Source organism: Lederbergia lenta NBRC 16444 (genome assembly GCF_001591545.1).
In the GTDB taxonomy this organism is placed as follows: Bacteria; Bacillota; Bacilli; order Bacillales; family Bacillaceae_C; genus Lederbergia; species Lederbergia lenta.
Genome location: NZ_BCVC01000013.1, coordinates 1 through 24,357 on the forward strand (window position 1 = coordinate 1; position 24,357 = coordinate 24,357).

Sequence of the window (24,357 nt, forward strand, 5' to 3'; positions counted from 1 at the left end):
TTTTAAAAAAACATATGTGGTGGGGTAGCGAAGTGGCTAAACGCGGCGGACTGTAAATCCGCTCCCTCCGGGTTCGGCGGTTCGAATCCGTCCCCCACCACCATTTTACAGGGGTATAGTTTAGCGGTAGAACTAAGGTCTCCAAAACCTTCAGCGTGGGTTCGATTCCTACTACCCCTGCCAATTATTATGGCGGCTATGGCGAAATGGCTAACGCATCGGATTGTGGCTCCGACATCGTGGGTTCGATCCCCACTAGTCGCCCCATTTTTTTAATATTTGATTTATAAACATTGGGCTATAGCCAAGCGGTAAGGCAACGGACTTTGACTCCGTCATTCGTTGGTTCGAATCCAGCTAGCCCAGTAAATGCGGAAGTAGTTCAGTGGTAGAACACCACCTTGCCAAGGTGGGGGTCGCGGGTTCGAATCCCGTCTTCCGCTCTTGATAAAATGGCGGCATAGCCAAGTGGTAAGGCATGGGTCTGCAACACCCTTATCACCGGTTCAAATCCGGTTGCCGCCTCCATATAGTTAAGCCTGAGTGGTGGAACTGGCATACACGTTGGACTCAAAATCCAATGCCTTCACGGGCTTGTGGGTTCGAATCCCACCTCAGGTATTCTAAAGATACGATTGATTAAGATTAAACACTCTCAAACGTTGTTAAGACAGCGTTTGAGAGTGTTTTTTTGTTTCTCGAAATACATTTGAATCGACAACGTTTCTAAAGCATTTAACACCATTTTTACACAAACATATTATCAAATACATCCACAGTCTCTCTTTCATCTTGTTCGTACTTTTCATTCAAGATATAGGAGAAAGTTTACAAGTGGTTTTAATATTTGAGTGACTTAAGCGCTCATTCACATAGTTGATCGATACTTGTTAATATTTGGAGGGCTTTGTTTACAGCAGTATTACTTATTATTTTGAATTTAGGTACTGGTCTGTAAAAGACTAGGTGGAACATATTAGTTGGCGTTGGCTCAAAAAGATTTTTAAAAGGCTTCATGATCCCTTTATTACTTACAGTATATTGCCACGTCTTATCTACAGGACCTTTTGTCATTGATAGGGCATTTCTGTTACCAACAAACAGAGATGCTCTAGTAAAGGCTCATGAAGTGATTCAAGACTTGGAGTATTTTTACAATATGAATCTGAGAGAAAAGAAGGGAACTATTAACAGGTTGGATGAAAGGGATGATAAAATCTTTAATGTGATAGCTTACCGAGAATAAAAGAACCTAAAAATATTATTGAAAGTGAGTGATTTAATGGAATCAGCTATTTAAATGACAGCCGAAGAAGTTGTAGATGCGATTTTCAAGATGGAAAATGACGAATGATGGAAGCGATTGGAGGAGTTGTGTTATCTCCGCTACAACAAAGATGGAATTCCAATGGGTGTTATAGATTACTAAAAATTTTTCGTGATTTGCTGAACTTAAGCCACATATTAAAAGTCTGATAGACAAACAAAGAGAAATCCTTAAAACTTTGAAACTTCTTCCACATGAACACAAGGAATTGGAATGTCAAGTCGATTATTATTAGATAAAGCTCTGCTGCTGGGGCCAAAGTCGTATAAAAAGATACAGAGCGCTGGACAACTAGGAAATTATATATTAAATTTTGTCGGTCGAGTGTAAAGGCTCGATCGTTTTTATTTCTGAAATTGTTAATTTAGTCTGACAGCTACAGAAATACCTCACCTGATGCGGAAGAGGTATTTCAATTTTAATAACAAAAGGAATGTTTGCTTTTGTTATTAATTGGTTACAATGTAAATAAAATATATCACAATTTCGCTTTATCTATCAGAAGAATATTGTTTTAACTTTTTGAAAAACACGTCAAGGGCTAATCTCATTAAATAATAGACAATGGATTGAAAGCGCTTTTTAATGGACAATTTGTGACAAGCATTGATAAGATTCGATTTCTTTTGTATACTGACGTAGTACCTTTTTTGAAAGACCTATTGAATGCGGGTGTAGTTTAGTGGTAAAACCTCAGCCTTCCAAGCTGATGATGTGAGTTCGATTCTCATCACCCGCTCCATAATACATATGTTTTCTCACCAACGCAGTGTTTCGTTCCTTAGATGAACGGGGTGCTGCGTTTTATTTTATTTAGGGATTAGTTACAGCTTATAAGATATATATATCCTTCGCCACCATTAATTTGTGTAAACATATTTTTTAAGGACTCTAACATTTGTTTTGCTTCATTTGGATCCATAGCTGTAGGCAAATAAAGGATTTGAAGAGCGCTTGTTGTTTTAGACATTACAGCTGTTCGCCTAGAATCAACAAAAGGGCTACCGAAAGGAGCTTTATTATCAACAGAAACGATTAAGTTGTTCAGTTGATTTTCTCTTCCGTTTAACCCTACAAAGGATTCGTTCTTTTGCCCTTTACGTAGTTTAACATTGCCTTTAATATGGGATGTATCATAAATCCCAATGGGTATACGATATTTTAGTGAAAAAAAGTTATTAATGTCTGTAGCTGAATTCATGCTTGGAATGAAATTTTGTTTCTTTACTCTACGATACAATGCTTCAGCTGAGTGCCGATAGCGGTTAGGATCTTTTCCAAGTTGTTTAAAAATAGCTCGCCATTCTTTGATTTCATCAATATCGTTAATGTTTTGATCCTCAAGATCAAAAAATAAGGATTCTTGAAATAATTGTAATCGCCCTTTTAACATTTGCGGTGAATTTTCGACAATAATGTTATCATACTGGATAATACCAAATGAAAGATTTGGTATCGATTGGCATAATTCAGGATCTATCGTTATTTCCAATATTTCCACCTCCATAGTTAGTTGATAATAGTTTAACATATATAGGATGGGGAGAACGGTGTCGAGGTTTCTAGAAGGAAAATATTGATATACGGTTGAGGAAAAATGTCATGTTTATATAAGTTGAATAGAGATTTAATATAAAGGGTTCATTAATATTTGTATTGCTTGTTTTTATGAGGTTGTTATGAGAATTCAATGTTCTAGCAATTAAAGTGATTGTTCTATTTTTTCGTTATGACTATTACACATTAGGTATTTTTGCAACGGTAATTGGGAACTTAATGTACAATAAGATTTCTCAACGAATCAGCGCTGGATAAGTATTGTTATCGATCGGGATTCGAAGGTTAAGCAGTGATAGTACAACATTTTAAAAAGAAAAAATAAATAATAAATAATAGTGTAAAGATTAACATGCTGTCCATCTCTATAGAGTGGAGAGATAGGAGGTATATAAATGGATTATGGAAAACTAAAGGAAGATATTATTGCTTATAGTAAAAGTATTGGTATTGATAAGATTGGATTTGCGAGCTCTGATCCTTTTATAGAAATGAAAAATTTACTGATTAGACAACAAGAACTTGGTTATCAATCTGGTTTTGAAGAAAAAGATATTGAAAAACGAACCCATCCTGAACTCATATTTGAAGGACCGCGTTCCATTATAGCAATTGCACTTGCATATCCGTCAAAACTTCCTGACGCACCACGCGGGAAAAAGGGCGAACGGCGTGGTATATTTTGTCGTGCTTCTTGGGGAATCGACTATCATGTGCTTGTGAGAGAGAAACTGGAAGACTTGGCTAGATATATCGAAGGTCGCGTAAAACAATCAAGATTTAAACTTATGGTAGATACAGGGGAATTGGTTGATAGGGCAGTAGCGGAGAGAGCAGGAATTGGCTGGAGCGGGAAAAATTGTTCGATTATTACTCCTGAATTTGGTTCTTACGTTTATCTTGGTGAAATGATCACGAACTTGCCGTTTGAGCCAGATACACCAATGTTAGATCAATGTGGTGATTGCAATAAATGTAGGGATGCATGCCCAACGGGGGCTCTTGTGCAACCAGGCCAACTGGATGCCCAGCGTTGTATCGCTTTTCTCACGCAGACGAAAGGATTTATGCCAGATGAATTCCGGACGAAAATAGGGAATCGGCTGTATGGCTGTGATACGTGTCAGACAAGCTGTCCAATAAATAAGGGAAAGGACTTTCGTGAGCATCCAAAAATGGAACCAGCTCCTGAGGTCGTGAAACCATTACTCATTCCTCTACTGAAAATATCAAATCGAGAATTTAGAGAATCTTATGGAGAGTTATCTGGTTCGTGGAGAGGGAAAAAACCGATTCAGCGCAATGCGATTTTAGCGCTTGCACATTTTAAAGATTCTTCTGCGGTTGGTGACCTGATTGATGTACTTCGGAAAGATGTTCGACCAGTCTTAAGAGGAACAGCTGCTTGGGCACTAGGGAAAATAGGGGGAGACGAAGCTCAAGAGGCACTTCTAAAAGCACAATTAGTAGAAGAAGATAATGAGGTATTAGTGGAAATAGAAAAAGGGTTAGAATTTTTCGCAGTGAAAGACGAGGTATAATTATCTCGTCTTTTTTTAATTTTTCGTAGTCTTTATCTCATCATACCAAACACAAGAGCTCTCAACTAAAATAAGGAAATGTTGATGTACAAACATCCTGTGTGTGCAGTTTCTATGTCGCTAAACGGGCGCTTGCTCTTTTCTTATAATTAATTATTCTTTGCATATATATTTTCTAGGAGGAGGGATTTTGTGAAAAAACAATTGGTAGCAAACCTAGAAAAAAGAGCGATGGAATTGGTCGGAAGAGAGAAAATGGAGGAAGAAAAAATAATAAGAAAATTGGATTCCATTAGAAATAGAAACGCGGAAATAGTAAAGGTTATTGCAAATGGAAAAATTTCAAAAAAGGAAAAAGTAGAAGAACATGAACATGTGTACTATGATGTTCATTTGAAATATTTAATAAAGATGAATGAAGAAATGTATCTAGAGGAAGAAATTGAACGAAGGAAGGCTTCATTTTACAGAGGTGGATTGTTTGAAGATGTGGAACTCCCTATGCATATTCCAGATGAGCGTCAGGAAGAGCTATTTATAGTGGATGATAATCTTGAGGATATACAGCGAGAACGCTTTACTTATAATCGCTTGGATGCGGTTCGTTATGCTGAGAAATGGTGGAATACGTATAATCCGGCCTATGAAAAATTTGAAGTGGACTGCACAAATTATATATCACAATGTCTTCATGCAGGTGGAGCTCCAATGCGTGGTTACCCTAATCGGTCGAAAGGTTGGTGGTATCAGAATAAAAATTGGAGCTATAGTTGGTCTGTGGCCAATGCTTTAAAAGTTTATTTACAAAGTTCGAAAACAGGTTTGAAGGCACAAGAAGTTAACGATCCACTTCAACTTAAACTTGGTGATGTCATTTGTTATGATTTTCAAGGGGATGGTCGTTTTGATCATAATACAATTGTTACGGCAAAAGATGCTTCAGGAATGCCACTTGTTAATGCTCATACCTACAATAGTAGAATGAGATACTGGGCATATGAAGATTCGACTGCTTATACACCGAATATTAAATATAAAATGTTTACAATTATAGACGGATAGTAGAGTTTTTCTTCAAATGTTAAAATGGTATAATAACACTGAACCAATTATTATTGAAGAATAAGAAACGGAATAACTTCTTGGTTCAACTAACATTCAAAGGGGAAAACGACCCGCTGAATAGAAATTCACTTTATGAGGTGACATCCGTGCCAATCCATGTAGTACTATACCAGCCGGAAATACCGGCGAACACTGGAAATATTGCAAGAACATGTGCAGCGACAGATACTATTTTACATTTAATCCGCCCGCTAGGATTTTCAACGGAAGATAAAATGTTAAAACGTGCAGGTCTCGATTATTGGGAACATGTAAAAATTATTTATCATGATTCACTTGAAGATTTTTTTTCAGCAAGTCATGGTGGACAGTATTTTTTTCTTTCTAAATTTGGAAAAAAACCATACACCTCTTTTCAATATGACAATACTGAAATGGACTATTATTTTATTTTTGGCCGAGAAACGAAAGGCTTGCCACAGGAAGTGATTGAACAACATCAGGAGACCTGTTTAAGAATCCCTATGAATGATAACGTCCGTTCACTTAATCTCTCTAATACGGCAGCGATATTAGTGTATGAAGCGCTAAGACAGCAAGGTTATCCAAATCTACATTAATAAAGAAAAACCCCCTCTTTCTATGCTAACAGAAAGAGGGGGTTTACTTTTTTATTTTTTATTAACGCCCGGCTTATCCTCATACCCAGAAGTGAAGATGGCAGCTAAGAATGCGATGCTGACGCCAATAACTAAGATTGTTCTCATAATATGTAAGCCTCCTTAAACTCATATCTTGTCCTTTATATAGTATATCCCATTTGATAAGAAATGTGAATGCTCCGTTTTTCGTTTAAAAAAGAATATGACGAGTAAGTGAATAAGCTTTAAGTTTTTGAATATGTTTTCTTAAGGGACATGTTTATGAGGGATTAAATCATGTTTAGTTGTTGACTTGCATATAAATTAAGTAATATCTCTCAAAATGCGGCTAGGGAGGTTCATATGGATATTTTAAAAAGAATTGAAAACTACCGAGCACAAGAAGAAAAGTTAAAGTGGGAAGGAACATTCTCCGAATATCTAAAATTACTTGAATCAAAACCATGGATTGCCCAATCTGCGCATTCTCGTTTATATAATATGATAAAGGATGCGGGAGTGGAGGAGGAAAATGGAAGTAAGTCATACCAGTTTTTTAATCATCAACTATTTGGACTTGAAGAGGCGTTGGAAAAGTTAGTCGAAGAATATTTTCATCCTTCAGCAAAAAGGCTTGATGTAAGAAAGCGAATACTATTGTTAATGGGTCCAGTCAGTGGTGGAAAGTCCACGCTTGTGACAATGTTGAAAAGAGGGTTAGAGCAATACTCTAGGACAGATAGAGGTTCGGTTTATGCGATTAAAGGTTGTCCCATGCATGAGAATCCTTTAAACATGATCCCTGAGCATTTACGTGACGACTTTTATGAGGAATATGGAATTAGGATTGAAGGCAATTTATCCCCATTAAATACGATGAGATTAGAGCAGGATTACGGAGGAAGAATAGAGGATGTACTCGTTGAAAGAATATTTTTCTCAGAAGATAAGCGAGTAGGGATTGGTACTTTTAGTCCATCGGATCCAAAATCTCAGGATATAGCCGATTTAACGGGCAGTATAGATTTTTCTACGATCGCGGAATTTGGTTCAGAGTCAGACCCAAGAGCGTATCGATTTGATGGAGAATTAAATAAAGCGAACCGTGGCTTGATGGAATTTCAAGAAATGCTCAAATGTGATGAAAAGTTTCTTTGGCATTTGCTTTCGTTAACACAAGAAGGAAATTTTAAAGCGGGTAGGTTTGCCTTAATTTCCGCTGACGAACTCGTTGTTGCTCATACAAATGAAACGGAATATCGATCCTTTATTTCCAATAAAAAGAATGAAGCTCTACATTCAAGAATTATTGTTATGCCTGTTCCATACAATTTAAAAGTTTCTCAAGAAGAGCGTATTTATGAAAAAATGATTCGTGAAAGTGATGTGGCTGATGTTCATATTGCACCACATACTTTAAGGGTTGCTGCCATGTTCTCCATTTTAACAAGACTTAAAGAACCAAAACGAGGAGACATAGATGTTTTAAAGAAACTGCGACTTTATGACGGAGAAAATGTAGAAGGATTCAATTCAGCTGATGTGGATGAATTAAAACAAGAGTTCCAAGAAGAAGGAATGAGTGGGATTGATCCAAGGTATGTCATAAACCGGATTTCATCAACGATCATTCGTAAGGGAATTACTACTATCAACGCACTTGATGTGTTAAGGTCATTAAAAGAAGGGCTCGATCAGCATCCTTCTATTACAGCAGAACTTAAAGAAAAATATCTAAACTTTATCTCGCTTGCAAGAAAAGAATTCGATGATATGGCGAAAAAAGAAGTGCAGAAAGCTTTTGTTTATTCATATGAAGAGTCGGCGAAAACACTGATGGATAATTACCTAGATAATGTTGAAGCTTACTGTAATAAATCAAAATTACGAGACCCATTAACTGGGGATGAAATCAATCCAGATGAAAAACTAATGAGATCGATAGAGGAACAAATTGGTATCTCAGAAAATGCAAAAAAGGCGTTTCGTGAGGAAATCCTCATACGTATTTCCGCATTAGCAAGAAAAGGAAAAAGATTTGATTATCGTTCACATGATCGATTACGGGAAGCAATTCAAAAGAAACTTTTTGCTGATTTGAAGGATGTTGTTAAGATCACTACATCAGCTAAGACACCGGATGAACAACAATTGAAAAAAATAAATGAAGTTGTAGCCAGATTAGTTGATGAACATGGGTATAATTCTACATCTGCAAATGATTTACTAAGATACGTTGGTAGTTTATTAAATCGGTAGTAAATAAGAAAATCATAAAAACAACGTCTTTCTCAGAAGAGAGAGGCGTTGTTTTTTATCTATACAATATTTATTGGTACATCAAATAAAATAGCATCCCAGTCAAACCTTCGATACACTATTTTTATAGATGTGATAGGGAGGACGATTTAAATTGAGATTGGACAGGCTTTTAGCGATGACAATGATATTAATTAATAGAAAACGGGTACGTGCACAGGAATTAGCGGAAATGTTTGCTGTATCTATACGGACTATTTATCGGGATATCGACACACTTAGCCAAGCTGGCATTCCTGTTATTACCTATCAAGGAACAAACGGTGGAATAGGGCTTGTTGAAGGTTATAGGCTAGATAAAAGTGTTCTAACAGAGGAAGAACTTCATGCGATTTCTAGTGCATTAAAAAGTGTCTCAACTTCTTTTGATGACATACATACAACAAAAGTAATAGAGAAAATAAAAAATATATCAGGCAATCCATCTCCTGAAACGTTTTTTGTTGATTTCAGTCCATGGGGAGGAAACCCACAACTGAAAGATAAAATAACATTGATAAAGGCAGCAATACATTCATCATTATGTATTCAATTTACATATACGAACAGTGGTAGAGTGGAAACGATAAGGAAGATTGAACCACATACCATTGTATTAAAGGGGCAATCTTGGTATATATATGGATTTTGTTTATTACGGAATCAATTTAGATTGTTTAAAATATCGAGAATAAAAGAGTTAGTGATGAGTGAAAAGGAATTTGAAAGAAGGGAAGTGCAATTAGAAAACTCGCCTTGGGATAAGGAATGGTACCATCCTGAAAAAACTGTAACTTTAAAGATTAGATTTGATCATACCTTTAAGCCAACAATGGAGGAAATCTTTAGTCCAGAAAGATTTGTATGTTTTAAGGATGGCATCTGCCAGATAGAAATAGAAATGCCGGAAGATAATTGGATGTATGGTTTCTTATTAAGCTTTATGGACGAAATCGAAGTAATGGGGCCAGGTCATGTCCGCCAAAAACTTAAAGAACTTTCTATGAAAATGATGAATAAATATAGATGAATTTTCTAATATGACATAGGGGTGTCATATTAACTTTCGTATAATGGAAAAAAAGGGGGAATAGTTTAATGCAAACTTATTGTCAAAGCTGTAGCATGCCTATGACTGAAGATAAACTTTATGGAACTGAAAAAGGTGGCGAAAAAAGTAAGGACTATTGTATGCATTGTTATAAAGAAGGATCTTTTTTAGATACAGACATAACAATGAAAGAAATGATAGATTTCTGTGTGGCTATTTTAGTAAAAGAAGGGTGGGAAGAAGAAAAATCCAGGGTAATGTTGAAAAACTCTATGCCCTTTTTAAAAAGATGGAGACAAGCAAAACCGAGAATAGAACCATTTTACATAACAAGGGAAGGCTTTCAATTTGTTGGAATTGCTGAGAGAACAACAAATATGGCTGAAATAACAAATAAGGGAAAAATACCGCTTATGTGGGAAAGATTTTATAAAGATGGAATAAGTGAGCAAATACTAAATCTAGGGGCATCATCGGAAACATTAGCTTTATATTCTGACTATACGAGTGACGTTTCTGGTGAATACACATTTTCAATTGGTAAGATTGTTACTAGTTCCGTAAATGTACCGGAGAATATGATGATGTTCAATGTACCAACTGCAAAATATGCTGTTTTTACAACAGAAATTGGACCGGTAACAGAAATTGTGCCGAAAGCTTGGTCACAAATTTGGAATTGGTTTGAAAAAGGAGAGGTAAAACGGACTTATAGTGGAGACTTTGAATGCTATGATGCCAAAAGTACAAACCCACATGAGGCACAAGTAGATATTTATATTGCAATTAAATAATTTGATCATGTCTAAATTGGAGCTTGGGTTAAACAAGCTCTTTTTTCATATGTTGACTTGTCCAAAGAAAAAAGGATTTTGTCCTATTCTTTTAATTATTAGTAAATATTTTTTTGTTTTTGCATAGGATAGAGTAATTAGAACAAGTCGCATATATGTTTGGAAGAATTACAGTCAAGTTAATATATGCAAGATATAACAATTTGTTGATTATTTTTTAGGGGGGCATGAAAATGACGGATTCAAATCACCACCAGTTTGTAATTTCTCAAGAAGATTGGTCCCTCCACCGCAAAGGCCATGATGATCAACAGCGACATCAAGATAAAGTGCAGGAGGCCATTCGTAGTAATTTGCCAGACTTGATAACAGAAGAGAGTATTATTATGTCTGACGGAAATGATGTAGTGAAAATTCCGATCAGATCGCTAGATGAGTATAAGATTCGCTATAGTCATGATAAAAATAAACATGTAGGTCAAGGAGACGGAGATAGTCAAGTTGGCGATGTAGTTGCTCGTGATGGTGCTCCGCAAAAAGGGCCTGGTAAAGGGCAAGGTGCCGGCGATCAAGCTGGGGAAGACTATTATGAAGCTGAAGTATCAATGTTAGATTTAGAGGAAGCTTTATTTAAAGAACTTGAATTACCTAACTTGAAAAGAAAGCAGCAAGATACAAATCAAGTAGAACATATTGAGTATAATGATATTCGGAAAACAGGATTAATGGGAAATATTGATAAAAAAAGAACGATGATGTCTGCGTTTAAAAGAAATGCCATGCAGGGAGAAGCAGGGTTTTATCCAATCTATCCAGAGGATCTGAAGTTTAAGACATGGAATGAAATACAAAAGCCAGAATCGAGTGCAGTTGTTATTGCTATGATGGATACGAGTGGTAGTATGGGTATTTGGGAAAAATATATGGCGCGTAGCTTTTTCTTTTGGATGACACGTTTTCTTAGAACAAAATATGAGTCAGTGACCATTGAATTTATCGCTCATCATACGGAAGCGAAAATTGTAACGGAAGAAGCATTTTTTTCAAAAGGGGAAAGTGGCGGAACAATTTGCTCTTCTGTATACAGGAAAGCGTTAGAAGTTATTGCAGAAAAATATGAACCCGAGCGTTTCAATATTTATCCGTTTCATTTTTCAGACGGAGATAATTTAACTTCGGATAATGCGAGATGTATTAAATTAGTGCATGAACTCATGGAAAAATCGAATATGTTTGGGTATGGTGAAGTAAATCAATATCAAAGAAATTCAACTTTAATGTCTGCGTATAAAAATATAAAAAATGAAAAGTTCTATCATTATATTCTAAAACAAAAGTCAGATGTGTTTCACGCCATGAAAAGCTTTTTTCGAAAAGAAGTAGATAGACAATTTGCATAAGCTTCATAAAAACCAGGGGGTTCTCCCTGGTTTTTATTGTTTAGAAGAGAAAATTCTATTGAATAGTATTGTTATTATCTAAACATTTGAAAATTTGTTTGACTAACAAAGCTAATCGGTGTAATATTACGATAAAATATTGCCGAAAAATAACGAATATTAAAACGGCTAGGGATGGAAAAGAGGGGGATTTTTAATGAAGGTCAGTTGGAAGAAAAGTGCGATTGCTATTTTGAGTTCCATGTTTATTCTTGCGGCTTGTGGTAGTGGAAATGATTCGACACCGGCGCCTAATAAGGACAAGGAAGCGGATAAAACAGAAGAGGCACAGAAATTTAAAATTGGTGTTACACAAATTGTCGAGCATGATTCACTAAACGCTGCATTTGACGGTTTCAAGAAGGCATTAGAGGATGCGGAACTAGAAATAGAATGGGACATTCAAAATGCGCAAAACGATAATAGTGCCAATACATCCATTGCTACAAATTTGGTTACTTCAGGTGTGGACTTAATCTTTGCTAACTCAACACCAAGTGCACAGGCAGTAGCAAGCGCGACTCAGGATATTCCGATTGTTTTCACATCGGTAACGGATGCAGTTAGTGCTGAATTGGTTGCTTCAATGGAAAACCCAGGTGGAAATGTAACGGGTACAATCGATAATCATCCAGAAGCAATTCCCAACACGATGAAATTTCTTAAGGAAGAACTTGGAGCTAAAAAGGTAGGAATGGTTTTTAACGCTGGTGAGCAAAATTCACGTGCACAAGTGGATGCTGTGAAAGAAATCCTAAAAGACATGGATATGGAAGTAGTAGAAGCTCCTGTAGCTACTTCTGCAGACGTTAAGCAAGCGACGGAATCATTAATTGGAAAAGTTGATTCACTGTATATTATTACTGATAATACTGTTGTATCTGCATTGGAGTCAGTTGTATCAGTAGCGAAAGACAATAAGATTCCGATGATGGTTGGCGAGTTCGACTCCGTAGCTCGTGGTGGTTTAGCTGCTTATGGATTTGAATTTTTTGATATTGGTTATGAGGCGGGCCAAATGGCTGTTAAAATATTAAAAGGTGAAAGCAAGCCCGCTGATATGGCCGTCCAAGAACCACAAAACTTGAAATTTGTCATAAATAAAGAGACAGCTGATGCGATTGAATTGGACATTAAAGAAGAATGGAATGCTGAATTTAGCAAATAGATTGGAGATAAATCTGCATGTTTTTATCCATATTTGGCTCTGTAGAGCAAGGAATCATCTATGCTATTATGGCACTCGGTGTATATCTTTCATTTCGAGTGCTTGATTTTCCTGACTTAACGGTTGATGGAAGCTTTGTTACGGGGGCTGCAGTTGCAGCAACGATGATCTTTTTTGGCTATCATCCAGCAATAGCTACAGCAGCAGCTTTAATCATCGGTTTTATGGCTGGCTGTGTGACAGGGCTCTTGCATACGAAAGGTAAGATCAATCCCTTATTATCAGGAATTCTGATGATGATTGCCTTATATTCTATTAACTTGCGCATCATGGGCTTTACATCTGAGAATTCGGTAGGGAGACCGAACATCCCTTTATTAAACGCGGAAACAATTTTCAGCAAATTCCAAGTATTTTGGGGGTCGTTAGGAATTGATAATGGTATCAATCAAGCATTAGGAATGATAGGCATGAAGCATTTGCCTTCTACATGGGGAACTTTGTTTCTAATGGTTATTATTACTTTACTAATCAAATGTATAGTGGATTGGTTTTTACAGACAGAAGTAGGGCTTGCGATTCGTGCAACAGGTGATAATAAGAAAATGATTAGAAGCTTTTCAGCTAACACAGATAATCTCGTCATTATTGGACTGGGGATATCAAATGCACTTGTCGCCTTTTCGGGAGCACTTATAGCACAATATGCAAAGTTCTCTGATATTGGTTTAGGAATAGGAATGATCATCATTGGATTAGCTTCTGTCATCATTGGTGAAGCGATATTTGGTACAAAAACGATTATGCGGACTACAATCGCAGTTATTGTAGGAGCAATCATATATCGTATTGTTCTAGGTTTAGCGCTTAGAGTAGACTTACTTGATACTGGAGATATGAAATTGATTACGGCAATCATTGTGATTATCGCATTGATTATGCCACAATTTTTCGAAAAAAGAAGGGAAAAACGAAGAAAGCAAAGGCGACATGCAGAACGCCTAGCTGAACTTACTACAGAAAAGGAGGTTAAAGCCGTTGCTGAAGCTCGAGCAGATTAATAAAGTATTTAACGAAGCAACCCCCGATGAAAAAATTGCACTTGATCAAATTAATCTTGAGCTAGAAGCTGGAGATTTTGTCACAGTGATCGGTAGCAACGGCGCCGGAAAGTCAACGATGATGAATATGATTTCCGGTGCACTTACTCCTGATATTGGCGATATTAAAATTGCTGGTAAAAATGTCACTAGATTACCAGAGTACAAGCGTTCGATGCTAATTGGAAGAGTTTTTCAAGATCCAATGGCTGGTACAGCCCCTTCGATGAGTATTGAAGAAAATTTAGCGATGGCTTTTTCACGCAGCAAAAAACGGGGTTTAAAACGAGGTGTTGATAAGAAGAGAAGAGAATTCTTCCGTGATTCTCTTGCAACACTGCATTTAAATCTTGAAAATCGCTTAAATGCAAAAGTGGGCATGCTTTCAGGCGGAGAGAGGCAAGCATTGTCGTTGTTAATGGCCACATTTACTCAACCATCCATTTTACTATTAGATGAGCATACGGCAGCTCTTGATCCAGCAAGAGCAGAGTTAATTACAAATTTAACGAAACAATTAGTCGAAAAAGATAAGCTAACGACACTGATGGTCACACATAATATGCAACAGGCATTAGACCTAGGTAATCGCCTTATTATGATGGATAAAGGACAGATCATTCTGGAAGTGGAAGCAGAAGAGAAAAAGCAATTAACGATCGATAAGCTCATGGCAGAATTCCAGCGTATACGTGGTGAGAAACTAACAAGTGATAGGGCACTCTTATCTGTTTGACTTAGTAGCTTAAAATAGAATAATAAAAAAGTCTGATTAGAAAATCAGACTTTTTTTGTTGGAAAATAAGTTGGCTAATGGATTTCTACTTTTATCTTAATGCGGTATAAATGCGAGCTGATAAAAGAACAATACAGCAAAGATGTATACGAGCGGGTGAACGGAACGCCATTTACCTGTAACAACTTTTAAAATCGGGTAAGAAATAAAACCAAGTGCAATACCAGTAGCAATGCTTGAAGTGAGTGGCATGCTCAATATAATCAAGAATGCTGGGAATGCCTCTTCAATCTCATCCCATTTAATCTTCGCAATCGAGCCCATCATTAAACTACCTACAATGATTAGAGCTGGTGCAGTAATCGCAGAAAGTCCAGAAACAGCACTAACAAGTGGACCAAAGAAAGCTGCAATAATGAACAGAATAGATACAGTAACTGTTGTTAAGCCTGTTCGACCACCGGCTGCAACACCTGATGAGGATTCGACATAAGCACTTGTAGGGCTTGTTCCAAACACTGCCCCCGCTGTCGCAGCCAAGGAGTCAGCTAATAGAGCTTGGCGCACACGTGGCATGGAATTACCTTTCATTAAACCTGCTTGATGGGCTACACCAATCATTGTGCCCGTTGTATCAAAGATTGTTACAAGTAAAAACGAGAAGACAACAGCATAAAGTGCATGGTCCCAAACTTCAACAAAAGCAGTAATTGGGTTGGTAATAATGAGCCCTTCAGGAAGAGAAGGCATTTGGATGAAACCTTGATCAAATGAGAGGTTTCCTGTAAACATTGCAACAACCGCTGTTACAACCATTCCTAGAAATAATGCTCCATGTACTTTTAGAGCCATTAATATCAATGTTACAGTGAGACCTAACAAAGCAAGTAAGACTCCAGGTGAATGAAGATCACCAAGCGCAACGAGATTTGAAGGGTGGGAGACAATCAGCCCAGTCAGTCGCATGCCAATAAAAGCAATAAATAAACCGATACCAGCAGTAATTCCGTGTTTTAGATTATCAGGAATTGCTTCAATTAAAATTTTACGAAAAGGTGTTAATGATAAAATAACAAAAATAATACCAGCTACAAATACAGCTGAAAATGCTACATGATAACTAATATCGTGGGTACCAACAACAGAATAAGCAAAATATGCATTTAGTCCCATTCCAGGAGCGATTGCAATAGGATAATTTGCAGCAAGCGCCATCCAAAGTGTACCGATAACAGTAGCAATGATTGTTGCGGTAAATACCTGATCAAATGGAACACCAGCATCTTTCAAAATGATCGGATTCACTACTACAATATATACCATTGTTAAAAATGTAGTTATACCTGCAATAATCTCAGTTTTAACATTTGTATTATTTTCCTTCAATTTAAACATGAATAATACCTCCAAAAGACGAACAATATTAATTACATTTTATATAATATTCGTTTTTAGCATAGAAAGCAAGTATTACTTCTATAAAAATTAAGATAAAAAACGTTTCCTGATTTCGTGATTTGGAAGTATGCAGGTATCCTTTTTACCAAACCATTTATACCGGTTTTTTGCGACTATATTATAGATTAAATCTCTAATAGGTAAAGGAATGATAACAAATATATACATGTACTTCCAAAGACCAGAAAGATTTTTGCAAATACGCAATACTGCTGAAGATTTATCATACACTTTACCATTCTCAATTAAGATCATACTATCCATGGTAAAGGGAATTTTATTTTGCTTTAATAGGGATTGCCCAATGTCACTTTGCAGTGATGAGAAAAGAAAGTAAGCGTTTGGATCACGTTTGATAATAAACTGAATACTTGAGTGACAGAAATTGCAAATACCATCGAATAATATGATCGGTTTCATGAAGTCCACTCCTGTAACATTCTTCGTATTTTATATAATCATCATAACATTCTTCTTTATAAAAAAAGAAAAAAGAAAATCTCCTATAAGGAAGATCTTCTTTTACATTTACATAAATATATTCAAGATGTAATAGCAAACTGCTGCTAGAGTAGCTGAAATTGGTAGTGTAATCACCCATGTAATCAGCATTCTTTGAGCTGTGTCCCACTTAACACCTTTCACACGGTGAGATGAACCTACACCAAGTATAGAGGAAGAAATGACATGTGTCGTGCTGACAGGTAAGTGAATAAGCGTTGCACCAAAAATAATGATAGCAGAGCTTAAATCAGCTGCTACTCCATTGACCGGGCGGATTTTCATGATTTTCCCGCCAACTGTTTTAATAATTTTCCAACCACCCATAGACGTACCTAATCCCATTGCCAAGGCACAAGAAAACTGAACCCAGAAAGGAATATCCGTAGTTGTGTGGTAATTATTCGCAATTAAAGCCATCGTAATAATCCCCATTGCTTTTTGGGCATCATTTGTACCGTGTGTATAGGATTGTAATGCAGCCGTAGCAATTTGAATATAGCGAAAGCGTTTATTTGTTTTGGCTAAGTTTAAGTTTTTTAAAGTCAATTTAAAAATAAAATAAATGATAAAGCCAAAAGTGAATGCTATTAATGGAGAGATGAGTAAAGCCTCCAGAATTTTCAAGAACCCTTTGTAATTAAGCGCAGAAAATCCTGCAGCTGCAATAGCTGCTCCAGCAATAGAACCAATAAGCGCATGTGAGGAACTACTCGGAATGCCAAAATACCAAGTGATCAAATTCCAAGCGATCGCAGAGATTAAAGCTGCTAAAATAACCGCTGAACCATTTGTTAGCGTAAATGGGTCGACGATATCTCTCGTAATCGTTTGTGCTACTCCGGTAAATGTTAAAGCACCGAGAAAGTTCATAGTTGCTGCCAACAAGATAGCAGCACGCGGTCTTAAAGCTTTAGTAGATACAGAAGTTGCAATAGCATTAGCTGTATCGTGAAAGCCATTTATAAAGTCAAATGCCAAAGCGGCGATGACGATTAAGATTGTAATAATAAAAACTGTATCAATTCCCATTTTGAATTACTCCCTTAAGCATTTTTCATTACAATGCTCTCAAGTGTGTTTGCTACACCTTGGCAGCTATCTGCTACTTCTTCTAGACTTTCATAAAGTTCTTTGTATTTAATAAGCTTAATTGGATCAGTTTCTACCGCAAACAAATTCTTGATCGATTCGCGTAAGTAATCATCACACATAGATTCGAGCTCTTTAATCCTAATTGCATGTGGACGAACATCAGGAAGTTTTTTACTGAAAACTAAACCAATCGATATTTCAATTTCGTCGACACATTTAGTAATGGCCGCAACAAATTTCTGCATATATTCATCGGCCTGAAAAATAGAGTACATTTCAAAAAGAGCCGCAGTTTGTTCCATACCATCTAGTACATCATCCATGATCATCGAGAGGGCTAGGATATCTTCTCTTTCAATTGGGGTAATAAAAGAATTGTTTAGTTCCATGATAATTTCATGGACATATGTATCCCCCTTGGATTCAAATTCTTTCATCTTTTCTGCGAATAACTTAGTATCTTCTTTGTTTGACAGCTTATACTCTACAAAGAAATTTGTACTTTCCTTTAAATTAGCGGCGATATGCTCTAGCAATGTCGCAAATTTATCTTTCTTATTTTTAAAGACCATTTTTAAACCTCCTGATTAAAAGCTAGTAGTTCCAAACATTATTATTTTACCGCATAAGAAGGATTAATGAAAGATTTTGTCGAAATAAAATTATATGGAAGTGCATTATAATTTAGACAATATTAGGCCGTGCAATGAACAAAAGTGGAGGAGATGAAGAAATGGTTAAAAATTTACAAGATAAACTCAAACTGCATAACGGCATTGAAATGCCTTACATAGGTTTAGGTGTTTTTCAAATGAAAGAAAAAGAAGAATCGCTTGCAGCTATAAAATCGGCGATCCATCAAGGGTATAAATCAATTGATACTGCTCAGCTATATGAAAATGAAGATATTGTCGGAAGAGCTGTGAGAGAATCGGGGGTACCTCGTAAGGATTTATTTATTACCACGAAAGTTTGGAATGAGAATCAAGGATATGACTCTACTCTAAAAGCATTTGAAACAAGCTTAAAAGAGTTAAACATGGACTATGTAGATCTCTATTTGATTCATTGGCCTGTGAAAGAAAAATATCTGGATACATGGCGCGCTTTAGAACGGTTATATGATGAGAAAATGATCCGTGCCATAGGTGTAAGTAATTTTCAGATTCATCATTTGGAGGATTTAGCTGTTAACAGCAATATTAAACCTGTCATTAACCAAGTAGAACTTCATCCTCGTTTCACGCAGGAGCCACTTAGAGAATATTGCCTAGGAGAAGGAATTGCCGTAGAAGCATGGGCACCGCTCGGTCAAGGGCGCTTGCTTGAGGAACCTACGATTGAACATCTTGCTGAGAAACATCAAAAAACTACTGCGCAAATTATTTTGCGTTGGCATTTACAAAATGGGATCATTATTATTCCGAAATCAGTGCGCGAAGAAAGGATTAAAGAAAATGTAAATCTATTTGATTTTGAGTTAACGCTAAAGGAAATGAATGAGCTAAATGCACTCAATTTAAATGAGCGATTCGGCCCAGATCCAGATAACTTTGATTTCTAAAAGAAAAGTGAAATCGTCCGTTTAACGACGTACAAACTGCGCCCGCTGGCCACACGACGTGGCATTCTTAATCGAGGAACCTACCACATTGGTGCGAGTAAAGGAAACACGGTGAACCTAAAAGGGGCTTCTTGGCCTTAGGCCCTATAACTAGACAAGGAAAAGGAGCTACCTTAAGGGAAGCTCCTTTTCAGTATTTAAATCGTTCAAAAATAGAAGGCGTGTCTAAAAATGATGCAATACACTCTATTCTTTTTAAAGTAAAAGGGTGGATGAATGCAAGTTTACGTGCGTGTAAAGCTTGACGTTGAAAAATAGGGCGTCCGCCATAAAGAAGATCACCTGCTAGTGGATGACCGATATGACTCAGGTGGACACGAATTTGATGGGTCCTCCCAGTATCAAGTGAACATTCAATAAGTGATAGTTTTTTTTTGTGAAATAAATGAAGAACATGGCAGTGTGTAACTGCTTGCTGTCCCGTTTTGGAAACACGTCGCCGAGTCGGGTGATGCCGATCCCGCCCAATCGATCCTTGAATGGTAAAGTTGTTTTTTTGAATAGTTCCCTCTGCTAAAGCCCAATATGTACGCTCTATCTGCTTATTTAAGAGCATCCGATCAAGTACAGCATGGCTTAAGGCATGTTTTGCAAATAATATTGCTCCAGTTGTATCTTTATCGAGCCGATGAATGGCGCGGATTTTTCGATAATCACCATGGGAACGTAAATAAGAGGATACTGCATTTGCTAATGTATCTAATTCTTGCTTTTGGTTAATGTGAGTGTCCATATTAGCTGGTTTATTAACGATTAGTAAGTGTTCATCTTCATAAACGATTTGCGGCATATATTGAGAAGGGAGCACTGTTTTATTTAATTCCTCAGGAAGGCTAATGGATAATCGATCCCCGGTTGTAAGCGGGGTTGTCCAGATAGCAGACTCCTCATTAATGGACACTCTTTTTTCCAATCTTAGATGATGAACAAGTTTTTTTGGTGCAAGCCATTGCATATGAAATAATGATTGAATTGTCATACCTGACCATTGTTGATGGATAGGTATGGTGATTGTGTTCTCTTTTTCCATATTACAACCTCCACGTAAATAATTTTTCATGATTTTCCCATGCAAATGAGGTGTTTGCTTATGTTATCCTTACTATAATCTTTTTAAGAGGATGTTCAAAAAAGCTCCCAAATGATAAACAGCGAAATTTTAGTATCCTAATTGAAGAAAATGGATCCTCTGTTATTAAACTTTCACGTCCTGTGAGAAATATAGAGGTTAGCACATCATTTGCTAGTCCTCAAATTTCCACTTCTTGTTTCTAATTTGGGAAATTTTTAAAACGCACACTTTAAGAATTATAAAGGTAGGTATTTGAAATGAAATGTGTTATTGCCTCAACGAATGAGCAAGAGAAAAAATTAGAAGAATTGATCGATTATATTTATTCGGCAATTTTCCCTCGCTATTTCACTGATCAACAAATCAAAGAATTTCAAGATTTAGGTGTTTTGCAAATCGAAGCTGAACAGCTTGTAAGACTGTATACATTGAAAACAGCATTTCAAGTAATGTCTAGTTTACAAGTGGTAATCACTATCCTAGAAATGCCTTTTGCCGGCACTGAAATGGTACATCGGGAAAAATTACTTGAAAAAAACATTCGAAATTTAAATAAATGTGAATTATTATTCCCTTTTACCTATCAATACTTTCTGAATGCTTCAAAAGAGAGAACAAATATTATGTTAAGTAAATTTATTAATCCGGCAAATAAAATATTAATTTAAAAAGCGAGAAAACCCCTCATTACGAAGGGTTTTTTCTTATTTTACATTCTCGTCAAAAAATGCTTCAAAATCCTCTGCTGGGTGTGCTCCAACAATTCTTGCTTCTTCCATTCCATTTTTAAAATGGATAAGGGTAGGAGTATGTGTAATATTATAGTCGTTAAATCCATGTTCGAATTCCAATAGATTAAATTGCAAAAGGTTTATATCCAAATCTTCTGCAACTGGGTTTACAATTGGAGTTGTTTGTTGGCAATAAGAACAAGTTGGGCTAAAAAAATAAACTGTTACATCTTCTTTAGCTTTTAGTTTTTTATTTAAGTCATTGGGCAAAATAATATTTTGATAAAGCGGATCGTCTAATTGATCAATTGTCGCTGGATTGAGATCATCTTTATTATATATATTGCCTTCTACTTTTTCATTTTGTTGCATCTTTGTAATTACTGCAATAGCAGCAAAAAGACCTATAATTATAACAAGAAAAATAATAATTTTTTTCATGAATTAATCCTCCTTAGTATGTTTGAAAATCATCATACTAGTGATAAATATTAAGATAAATGCGATTAAAGCCAAAAATGGAATAGTAATAAAGCCAGCCCAATTAATATACGCACCGGTGCATGGTACAATCCCACATGCTGGTGCCTGTTGCGCGAATGCAGGTACTTTTTGGATTAAATAATGATACAAAGATACGAACATTCCAATCCCGGAAAAAACTGCCGAGTATAGGGCAATTTTATAATCCTTTCTTGCTGCGCCAATACCAAGAATAATTACAAGGGGGTACATGAGAATTCGTTGATACCAGCAAAGTTCGCACGGTACATATTCTTTAATTTCAGAAAAATACAGACTTCCTAAAGTGGCGATTACAGAAACAGCCCAAGCAAAAAATATTAAGTTTTCACGGGCATCCTTTTGCTTAACCATGTTTTAACCTCACATATCTTAGATTTTTTATTTTCATATGTATGTAATTTTCTGCTATGTCCTCTCGATTATAGTATTAAGTCAATAAGAATGTAAATAAAGATGGCAATCTTCACAAAACTGTAAAATAAGTAAAGCTACCAATTAGCGATATGTTACACAGGATGTGGAGGAACTTAGTCGGCGATCATTTCGCCGTACAAGATAAAAAACACGATGCTCCAAAGACAGATCGATGTTATTTCTCGTCGAGAGGGGTACTGAAGTTTACTAATCGCTGGCAGACAATAAGAAGAAGTACGTAACCGTCGAGATAGAATTTAAAAACCCGGTGTTAAACACCGGGAAGTTTTATATAGTAAAGAGAGGATCTTCCAACAGAGCGGGTTCATTGCAGACTGATTCATTCGCATGTTCCAGATGGCGAAGCAAAGAAAATAAGCGACGCTCGATTAATGAATAATCCTTTGAAAACTGGTACGCATGCATAAAATGTTCAATTCGCTTTGACAGTAAATGATCTTTCGTTCTAACCATTAATACAATTAAATTATCCCACTCAGACCGATGTGTATAGTAAAGTGCTCGGTCATAATCCATCATGTCCATATAACAGCCTCCTTTAGGAGTTGTATTTAGTATATGTGCAAGCTTATAATACTTCCGGTGTAATAATTGACATTGCGGTTAAATAATGCTTACTAAAAATTGAATGAGTAAAAAGTGTAAAGAAGTAAAAAATAATAAATATCCTAACTATGTCCACATGAATATCCCTTTTTTCACATACATTGTGGTTAAAAGGGAGGGGATCGCTAATGAAATCGAATGCAAATTCTTTGGAGTATGCTATCAGTGAAATTACTGAGATAGCGACCGGCTTTGGACTCGATTTTTATCCGATGCGTTATGAAATTTGCCCAGCTGATATTATATATACGTTTGGCGCATATGGAATGCCGACTCGTTTTTCTCACTGGAGTTTTGGAAAGCAATTTTTTAAAATGAAGCTACAATATGATTTCGGATTAAGTAAAATATATGAATTAGTCATAAATTCAAACCCGTGTTATGCTTTCTTACTTGACTCGAATTCACTTATTCAAAATAAACTAATTGTGGCACACGTACTTGCCCATTGTGATTTTTTTAAAAATAATGCCAGGTTCCGTAATACGAACAGAGACATGGTAGAAAGCATGGCAGCCACAGCTGAGAGAGTGAGAGAATACGAAGTTGAATATGGAAAAGAAGAGGTAGAAAGTTTTCTGGATGCTGTCCTCGCGATTGAGGAACATATTGACCCATCACTTGTTCGACCAACCTTACAATGGAGAATGGAAGATGACGATGAGCTGGAAGAAGATGAACCAGCTGCAACAGAATATGATGATTTATGGTCACTTGATGCTGGCAAAAAGGAAAAGAGTAAAGGAAGAAAGAAAAAAAAGCAATTTCCACCACAACCTGAAAAGGATATTATGTTATTCATTGAGCAGTATAGTCGGGAGCTTTCTGATTGGCAAAGAGATATTATGACGATGATGAGGGAAGAAATGCTTTATTTTTGGCCTCAGCTTGAAACAAAGATAATGAATGAAGGCTGGGCCTCATATTGGCATCAACGAATCCTTCGGGAGATGAATTTAACTAGTGAAGAAACGATCGAATTTGCCAAACTAAATGCTGGAGTGGTTCAGCCATCAAGGACAAATATTAATCCGTATTATCTTGGTGTGAAAATTTTCGAAGATATTGAAGAGCGGTGGAATAATCCAACTAAAGAAATGAAAGAGCAGGGTATAGGGGAAAAATCTGGAAGAGAAAAAATGTTTGAAGTCCGAGAAATTGAATCAGATATATCATTTTTAAGAAATTATCTAACGAAAGATCTTGTCATGCGTGAAGATATGTATCTTTTCCAAAAGCAAGGTCGTGATTATAAAGTAGTTGATAAAGAATGGACTGAAGTTCGAGATCAACTTGTCAATATGCGGGTGAATGGTGGTTTTCCTTATATCACTGTTAATGATGGAGATTATATGAAGAATGGAGAATTATATTTAAAGCATTGGTATGAAGGAATTGAGCTAGATTTGAAGTATTTGGAAAAGGTGTTGCCGTATATTCATCAATTATGGGGACGGCCCGTCCATATGGAAAGTAATGTGGAAAATAGGGTAGTGCTGTTTACATTTGATGGAAGGAATATGTTGAGGAAATTTTTATAATATATAAAGAACGGTCTGACCCCACTCACTGTGGCAGTCAGACCATTTATGT

The 24,357-nt window shown here is 36.4% G+C and carries 22 protein-coding genes and 8 tRNA genes; 21 read left to right on the plus strand and 9 right to left on the minus strand.

Annotated elements, in window-relative coordinates; all coding sequences use genetic code 11:
- Positions 1-18 precede the first annotated feature (18 nt).
- The 8 genes from BLE01S_RS19135 (at position 19) to BLE01S_RS19175 (ending at position 2,069) form a co-directional block, all read left to right on the plus strand.
- Positions 19-103: transfer RNA gene (locus BLE01S_RS19135), tRNA-Tyr, on the plus strand.
- Between the two features lie 6 nt (positions 104-109).
- Positions 110-183: transfer RNA gene (locus tag BLE01S_RS19140), tRNA-Trp, on the plus strand.
- 9 nt (positions 184-192) lie between these two features.
- Positions 193-267, plus strand: a tRNA-His gene (locus BLE01S_RS19145).
- Positions 268-294: 27 nt separating this feature from the next.
- Positions 295-366 (plus strand) — tRNA-Gln (locus BLE01S_RS19150).
- A gap of 5 nt (positions 367-371) precedes the next feature.
- Positions 372-443 (plus strand) — tRNA-Gly (locus tag BLE01S_RS19155).
- Positions 444-454: 11 nt separating this feature from the next.
- Positions 455-528 (plus strand) — tRNA-Cys (locus BLE01S_RS19160).
- 9 nt (positions 529-537) lie between these two features.
- Positions 538-621, plus strand: a tRNA-Leu gene (locus BLE01S_RS19165).
- A 1,374-nt stretch (positions 622-1,995) separates the two neighbouring features.
- Positions 1,996-2,069, plus strand: a tRNA-Gly gene (locus BLE01S_RS19175).
- A gap of 78 nt (positions 2,070-2,147) precedes the next feature.
- Here BLE01S_RS19175 and BLE01S_RS19180 read toward each other — a convergent pair.
- The gene (locus BLE01S_RS19180; RefSeq protein ID WP_066146299.1) at positions 2,148-2,819 is read right to left on the minus strand and encodes a B3/B4 domain-containing protein; all 672 of its coding nucleotides are present in this window, start codon (positions 2,817-2,819) and stop codon (positions 2,148-2,150) included.
- Positions 2,820-3,279: 460 nt separating this feature from the next.
- Here BLE01S_RS19180 and queG point away from each other — a divergent pair, with 460 nt between their 5' ends.
- From queG to BLE01S_RS19230, 10 genes are all read left to right on the plus strand, one after another.
- Positions 3,280-4,425: a tRNA epoxyqueuosine(34) reductase QueG gene (gene queG, locus BLE01S_RS19185; protein WP_066146301.1), complete on the plus strand. Its 1,146-nt coding sequence runs from the start codon at positions 3,280-3,282 to the stop codon at positions 4,423-4,425.
- A gap of 192 nt (positions 4,426-4,617) precedes the next feature.
- Complete coding sequence (locus BLE01S_RS19190) at positions 4,618-5,487, plus strand: amidase domain-containing protein (RefSeq protein ID WP_066146304.1); 870 nt, start codon at positions 4,618-4,620, stop codon at positions 5,485-5,487.
- A 149-nt stretch (positions 5,488-5,636) separates the two neighbouring features.
- Positions 5,637-6,110, plus strand: a complete 474-nt coding sequence (gene trmL / locus BLE01S_RS19195; RefSeq protein WP_066146310.1) for a tRNA (uridine(34)/cytosine(34)/5-carboxymethylaminomethyluridine(34)-2'-O)-methyltransferase TrmL — start codon at positions 5,637-5,639, stop codon at positions 6,108-6,110.
- A 384-nt stretch (positions 6,111-6,494) separates the two neighbouring features.
- A complete protein-coding gene (locus tag BLE01S_RS19200) occupies positions 6,495-8,390 on the plus strand; it encodes a PrkA family serine protein kinase (protein WP_066146313.1) in 1,896 nt (631 codons plus the stop codon).
- Positions 8,391-8,544: 154 nt separating this feature from the next.
- Complete coding sequence (locus tag BLE01S_RS19205; RefSeq protein ID WP_066146316.1) at positions 8,545-9,459, plus strand: helix-turn-helix transcriptional regulator; 915 nt, start codon at positions 8,545-8,547, stop codon at positions 9,457-9,459.
- A gap of 68 nt (positions 9,460-9,527) precedes the next feature.
- The gene (locus BLE01S_RS19210) at positions 9,528-10,274 is read left to right on the plus strand and encodes a zinc ribbon domain-containing protein (protein WP_066146319.1); all 747 of its coding nucleotides are present in this window, start codon (positions 9,528-9,530) and stop codon (positions 10,272-10,274) included.
- A 233-nt stretch (positions 10,275-10,507) separates the two neighbouring features.
- Complete coding sequence (gene yhbH, locus BLE01S_RS19215; protein WP_066146322.1) at positions 10,508-11,674, plus strand: sporulation protein YhbH; 1,167 nt, start codon at positions 10,508-10,510, stop codon at positions 11,672-11,674.
- A gap of 196 nt (positions 11,675-11,870) precedes the next feature.
- Positions 11,871-12,881 (plus strand): ABC transporter substrate-binding protein, encoded by a 1,011-nt coding sequence (locus BLE01S_RS19220; protein WP_066146324.1) that lies wholly within the window; start codon positions 11,871-11,873, stop codon positions 12,879-12,881.
- A 17-nt stretch (positions 12,882-12,898) separates the two neighbouring features.
- Entirely contained in the window at positions 12,899-13,942 is a 1,044-nt protein-coding gene (locus BLE01S_RS19225) for an ABC transporter permease (RefSeq protein WP_066146326.1), read from the plus strand.
- Positions 13,920-14,717 carry an ABC transporter ATP-binding protein gene (locus BLE01S_RS19230; RefSeq protein ID WP_066146329.1) on the plus strand — a complete coding sequence of 266 codons (798 nt, stop codon included), beginning with the start codon at positions 13,920-13,922 and terminating at the stop codon, positions 14,715-14,717. Before BLE01S_RS19225 ends, BLE01S_RS19230 begins: the two co-directional genes overlap by 23 nt.
- Positions 14,718-14,813: 96 nt before the next feature.
- Here BLE01S_RS19230 and BLE01S_RS19235 read toward each other — a convergent pair whose 3' ends face one another.
- The 4 genes from BLE01S_RS19235 to BLE01S_RS19250 all read right to left on the minus strand — a co-directional run bounded on the left by BLE01S_RS19235 (position 14,814) and on the right by BLE01S_RS19250 (position 18,343).
- Positions 14,814-16,112, minus strand: a complete 1,299-nt coding sequence (locus BLE01S_RS19235; RefSeq protein ID WP_066146332.1) for an NCS2 family permease — start codon at positions 16,110-16,112, stop codon at positions 14,814-14,816.
- A gap of 90 nt (positions 16,113-16,202) precedes the next feature.
- Positions 16,203-16,595, minus strand: a complete 393-nt coding sequence (locus tag BLE01S_RS19240; RefSeq protein ID WP_066146334.1) for a thiol-disulfide oxidoreductase DCC family protein — start codon at positions 16,593-16,595, stop codon at positions 16,203-16,205.
- A gap of 108 nt (positions 16,596-16,703) precedes the next feature.
- Entirely contained in the window at positions 16,704-17,702 is a 999-nt protein-coding gene (locus tag BLE01S_RS19245) for an inorganic phosphate transporter (RefSeq protein ID WP_066146486.1), read from the minus strand.
- Positions 17,703-17,722: 20 nt separating this feature from the next.
- The gene (locus BLE01S_RS19250) at positions 17,723-18,343 is read right to left on the minus strand and encodes a DUF47 domain-containing protein (protein WP_066146338.1); all 621 of its coding nucleotides are present in this window, start codon (positions 18,341-18,343) and stop codon (positions 17,723-17,725) included.
- Positions 18,344-18,504: 161 nt separating this feature from the next.
- Here BLE01S_RS19250 and BLE01S_RS19255 point away from each other — a divergent pair, with 161 nt between their 5' ends.
- Entirely contained in the window at positions 18,505-19,335 is an 831-nt protein-coding gene (locus BLE01S_RS19255; RefSeq protein ID WP_066146342.1) for an aldo/keto reductase, read from the plus strand.
- 190 nt (positions 19,336-19,525) lie between these two features.
- Here the strand turns inward: BLE01S_RS19255 and BLE01S_RS19260 are convergent, their stop codons facing one another.
- A complete protein-coding gene (locus BLE01S_RS19260) occupies positions 19,526-20,425 on the minus strand; it encodes an RluA family pseudouridine synthase (protein ID WP_066146345.1) in 900 nt (299 codons plus the stop codon).
- A 299-nt stretch (positions 20,426-20,724) separates the two neighbouring features.
- On the opposite strand from BLE01S_RS19260, the gene BLE01S_RS19265 reads away from it, so the two are divergent.
- A complete protein-coding gene (locus BLE01S_RS19265; RefSeq protein WP_066146348.1) occupies positions 20,725-21,135 on the plus strand; it encodes a DUF5365 family protein in 411 nt (136 codons plus the stop codon).
- A gap of 36 nt (positions 21,136-21,171) precedes the next feature.
- Here the strand turns inward: BLE01S_RS19265 and BLE01S_RS19270 are convergent, their stop codons facing one another.
- The 3 genes from BLE01S_RS19270 to BLE01S_RS19280 all read right to left on the minus strand — a co-directional run bounded on the left by BLE01S_RS19270 (position 21,172) and on the right by BLE01S_RS19280 (position 22,683).
- On the minus strand, positions 21,172-21,639 hold the full coding sequence (locus tag BLE01S_RS19270) for a thioredoxin family protein (RefSeq protein ID WP_066146351.1): 468 nt from the start codon (positions 21,637-21,639) through the stop codon (positions 21,172-21,174).
- 3 nt (positions 21,640-21,642) lie between these two features.
- Positions 21,643-22,074: a disulfide oxidoreductase gene (locus BLE01S_RS19275; RefSeq protein ID WP_066146354.1), complete on the minus strand. Its 432-nt coding sequence runs from the start codon at positions 22,072-22,074 to the stop codon at positions 21,643-21,645.
- Positions 22,075-22,425: 351 nt separating this feature from the next.
- Positions 22,426-22,683: a YhdB family protein gene (locus BLE01S_RS19280; RefSeq protein ID WP_066146356.1), complete on the minus strand. Its 258-nt coding sequence runs from the start codon at positions 22,681-22,683 to the stop codon at positions 22,426-22,428.
- A 209-nt stretch (positions 22,684-22,892) separates the two neighbouring features.
- On the opposite strand from BLE01S_RS19280, the gene BLE01S_RS19285 reads away from it, so the two are divergent.
- The gene (locus BLE01S_RS19285; RefSeq protein ID WP_066146358.1) at positions 22,893-24,305 is read left to right on the plus strand and encodes a SpoVR family protein; all 1,413 of its coding nucleotides are present in this window, start codon (positions 22,893-22,895) and stop codon (positions 24,303-24,305) included.
- The last annotated feature ends 52 nt before the right edge of the window (positions 24,306-24,357 follow it).

What these genes read in the sequence shown, in the direction of transcription:
- BLE01S_RS19260 (WP_066146345.1), bottom strand. Translation starts at nt 20,425, where the DNA reads ATGGAAAAAGAGAACACAATCACCATACCTATCCATCAACAATGGTCA.
- BLE01S_RS19265 (WP_066146348.1), top strand. Translation starts at nt 20,725, where the DNA reads ATGAAATGTGTTATTGCCTCAACGAATGAGCAAGAGAAAAAATTAGAA.
- BLE01S_RS19275 (WP_066146354.1), bottom strand. Translation starts at nt 22,074, where the DNA reads ATGGTTAAGCAAAAGGATGCCCGTGAAAACTTAATATTTTTTGCTTGG.
- BLE01S_RS19280 (WP_066146356.1), bottom strand. Translation starts at nt 22,683, where the DNA reads ATGGACATGATGGATTATGACCGAGCACTTTACTATACACATCGGTCT.
- BLE01S_RS19225 (WP_066146326.1), top strand. Translation starts at nt 12,899, where the DNA reads ATGTTTTTATCCATATTTGGCTCTGTAGAGCAAGGAATCATCTATGCT.
- BLE01S_RS19200 (WP_066146313.1), top strand. Translation starts at nt 6,495, where the DNA reads ATGGATATTTTAAAAAGAATTGAAAACTACCGAGCACAAGAAGAAAAG.
- queG (WP_066146301.1), top strand. Translation starts at nt 3,280, where the DNA reads ATGGATTATGGAAAACTAAAGGAAGATATTATTGCTTATAGTAAAAGT.
- BLE01S_RS19240 (WP_066146334.1), bottom strand. Translation starts at nt 16,595, where the DNA reads ATGAAACCGATCATATTATTCGATGGTATTTGCAATTTCTGTCACTCA.
- BLE01S_RS19285 (WP_066146358.1), top strand. Translation starts at nt 22,893, where the DNA reads ATGAAATCGAATGCAAATTCTTTGGAGTATGCTATCAGTGAAATTACT.
- BLE01S_RS19220 (WP_066146324.1), top strand. Translation starts at nt 11,871, where the DNA reads ATGAAGGTCAGTTGGAAGAAAAGTGCGATTGCTATTTTGAGTTCCATG.
- BLE01S_RS19210 (WP_066146319.1), top strand. Translation starts at nt 9,528, where the DNA reads ATGCAAACTTATTGTCAAAGCTGTAGCATGCCTATGACTGAAGATAAA.
- yhbH (WP_066146322.1), top strand. Translation starts at nt 10,508, where the DNA reads ATGACGGATTCAAATCACCACCAGTTTGTAATTTCTCAAGAAGATTGG.
- BLE01S_RS19270 (WP_066146351.1), bottom strand. Translation starts at nt 21,639, where the DNA reads ATGAAAAAAATTATTATTTTTCTTGTTATAATTATAGGTCTTTTTGCT.
- BLE01S_RS19250 (WP_066146338.1), bottom strand. Translation starts at nt 18,343, where the DNA reads ATGGTCTTTAAAAATAAGAAAGATAAATTTGCGACATTGCTAGAGCAT.
- BLE01S_RS19235 (WP_066146332.1), bottom strand. Translation starts at nt 16,112, where the DNA reads ATGTTTAAATTGAAGGAAAATAATACAAATGTTAAAACTGAGATTATT.
- BLE01S_RS19255 (WP_066146342.1), top strand. Translation starts at nt 18,505, where the DNA reads ATGGTTAAAAATTTACAAGATAAACTCAAACTGCATAACGGCATTGAA.